This window comes from Streptococcus sp. VTCC 12905 (genome assembly GCF_049893385.1).
Taxonomy (GTDB): domain Bacteria; phylum Bacillota; class Bacilli; order Lactobacillales; family Streptococcaceae; genus Streptococcus; species Streptococcus suis_AA.
This window is the reverse complement of record NZ_JBMVJC010000058.1, coordinates 1-2817: the sequence shown is the minus strand read 5'-3', so window position 1 is coordinate 2817 and position 2817 is coordinate 1. Positions and strand designations below refer to the sequence as shown.

The window sequence follows — 2817 nt, the reverse complement described above, 5'->3', positions numbered from 1 at the left end:
CGTCATTCCTCCTGCTATCTTTTTCTATTATTCTACCTTATTTGATAGTAGATTTAAAACTTTGCAACAGAACCATTTTTTGATACCAACATTTTTAGGCATGAAATGTCGGCAATTATTATCTATTTTGTTTTAAAATAAATATTGAAAGGGAGTAAACTTATGGATTGGCTAGAAAGAATGAACAATGCGTTAAACTACATTGAAAATAGCTTGAATGAAGAAATAGACTACAAAGAGATTGCAAAAGCAGCTAATTGTTCTGAGTTTCATTTTTCAAGAATGTTCTCTTCAATCTCAGGTATATCGCTATCAGAATATATTAGACGTAGACGGTTAACACTCGCAGCATTTGAAATTCAAAAAAGTGATATTCGGATCATTGATGTGGCAATTAAATATGGTTATGTTTCTTCTGATACTTTCTCACGTGCTTTTCAAAAAATGCATGGAGTAACCCCTTCCAATGCTCGTAATAGAGGGGTACAGTTAAAAGCCTTTCCCAGAATTCCCTTTCAAATTTCTATTAAAGGAGATACCGAGATGGAGTACAGAATTGAAAACCTTGATTTTGAATTAAGAATTGTTGGAAAAAGTAAGCCAGTAAAAACAAGCAGAGCATTTAAAACAATCCCTACGCTTTGGAACACTGCGAAAAAAGATGGATTTATGCAAGAACTAGTAGATATGTCATGGGAAAATCCAAAATGCACGCTTGAAAGCCTTCTGGGGGTTTGCGGAAAAGAAGCTGCCATAACAGATGAACAATTTTCCTATTTCATGGGCGTAAGATACGATGGGGAATCCCCAGAAAATATGGAGACGCTTATTATTCCCGCAAGTACATGGGCAGTTTTTCCGAACATAGTGGATGCATGGAAACGTTTATATTCCGAGTGGGTCCCTACCTCCGAGTATGAACTTGCAAATTTACCGTGTATAGAATGTTATTACGGTCCGAAGCATAAACCAAGACACGAACTCTGGGTCCCTGTTATCCCGAAGTAAATTACATATTCAGTAATAGAATGCTGTTTATGGAGTAACGAAAAAAGAGCCTAATTTCTCAATTTAGGTGATGGGAAATCAGGCTTTTTATATTGGAAATTCCTTATCGTTGTAAATCCGCATTTTCCTGACGCTACCCCAATTAGTTAAAATTTATGTCCCCACATTTTAGTTCCGTGTTGGAATAATATACTGCATTTCAAAGTCTACTAAATTCAGATAGTGATTTATTTGTGGTTCTCTAGTATTGGACTATTATCAAATAAATAGACATAAAAAAGAAAAGCGTTCTAATCGTTTTTCCTTTTTTATCAGATGTTCAGAAAATGGTCATTTTCTGGACACTTTTTATTTTCTACAATTTTCGTCAATATCTTTTATATTTTGTGTTCATTAACCCATGATTTAATCTATGTCCATTTATATATATTGTTTTAAGTTATGGTACAATTAAACTAACGGAGGTACAGAAATTTGAATATTGGATATGCACGAGTTTCAACTGGACTACAAAATTTAGATTTACAAAAAGACAGTCTTGGAAAATATGACTGTGAGAAAATATTTACTGATCACATGTCTGGAAGTAAAAAAGATAGACCAGGGTTAAAATCAGCAATAGAATTTTCTCGGCCCGGAGACACAATTGTCGTTTGGCGATTGGATCGATTGGGAAGAAATATGGAGGATTTAATCAGCATAGTCAACTCACTAAACGATAAAGGAGTAAGTTTCCATAGTTTGCAAGAAAATATCACGATGGACAAATCAAGTTCTACTGGACAGCTTATGTTTCATTTATTTGCAGCATTTGCGGAGTTTGAACGTAACCTTATTCTTGAACGCTCGGCTGCGGGGAGAGCTGCAGCACGTGCTAGAGGAAGATTAGGTGGTCGACCTGAGAAATTCTCTGAGAAAGATATAGAGCTACTTAAAACACTTGTAGATAGTGGAACACCAATAAAGAATATTGCGGAGTCTTGGGGTGTTTCGAGAACAACTATTTATCGATATATTAATAAATAGTATATATTTAAAGTAAAATCAGGAGATGATGATAAATATCTTACAAAAAATTTCAGATAAACTTATGATTCCAGAATATAAAATTGAAGGCAAACTATTCAATGATTTCTTCATTTTATCCGAGGAATAAATAAAGACAATCTAAAGGGTTATCTGTACCAAGCATTATTTATTATAGAAAATTATTTAATTGATAACACAGAGTAGTACGATTAAGGGCATAGAAGCATTGAGAGGCATATACAAAAAGAACCGAAGAATGTAGTGACCTCCGAAATATAGACTTTTCAAATCTATATTTCGGAGGTCTTTTCTTATGGTCAAATATTCCATAGAATTAAAACAACGCGTTATTCAAGATTATTTATCTGGCAAGGGAGGCTCTACCTATCTTGCTAAACTGCACAACGTAGGTTCATCTAGTCAGGTTAGACACTGGATTCGCAATTATCGAGCAGAGGGACTTCCTACAGCTCACTCCAAAGTCAATAAAAATTATTCTATGGAGTTGAAAGAAAATGCGGTACAATGTTATTTAACAACTGATTTAACGTATGAAGCTGTGGCAAGAAAATTCGAAATTACTAATTTTACCTTACTTGCAAGCTGGGTTAATCATTTCAAAATTTATGGAGAAGTCCCAATAAGCAAAAAGAGAGGACGTCGTAAAAAACTAGAAAGCATTGCATCGTCTATGACTCAGAACGGTTCTGTTGCAAAGTTTTAAATAAAGAATAAAATCCCTTACGGTATCTATGATTTAAGCTGGGATTCCCAATAATA

The 2817-nt window shown here is 34.3% G+C and carries 2 protein-coding genes and 2 pseudogenes; all 4 read left to right on the top strand.

Annotated elements, in window-relative coordinates:
- The first annotated feature begins 162 nt into the window (after window positions 1-162).
- Entirely contained in the window at window positions 163-1008 is an 846-nt protein-coding gene (locus ACPC58_RS11515; RefSeq protein ID WP_434066024.1) for an AraC family transcriptional regulator, read from the top strand.
- A gap of 474 nt (window positions 1009-1482) precedes the next feature.
- The gene (locus ACPC58_RS11510) at window positions 1483-2034 is read left to right on the top strand and encodes a recombinase family protein (RefSeq protein ID WP_011997527.1); all 552 of its coding nucleotides are present in this window, start codon (window positions 1483-1485) and stop codon (window positions 2032-2034) included.
- Between the two features lie 190 nt (window positions 2035-2224).
- Window positions 2225-2293: pseudogene (locus ACPC58_RS11505) on the top strand (IS6 family transposase); the annotation flags it as partial.
- Between the two features lie 57 nt (window positions 2294-2350).
- Window positions 2351-2740: pseudogene (locus ACPC58_RS11500) on the top strand (transposase); the annotation flags it as partial.
- Between the last annotated feature and the right edge of the window lie 77 nt (window positions 2741-2817).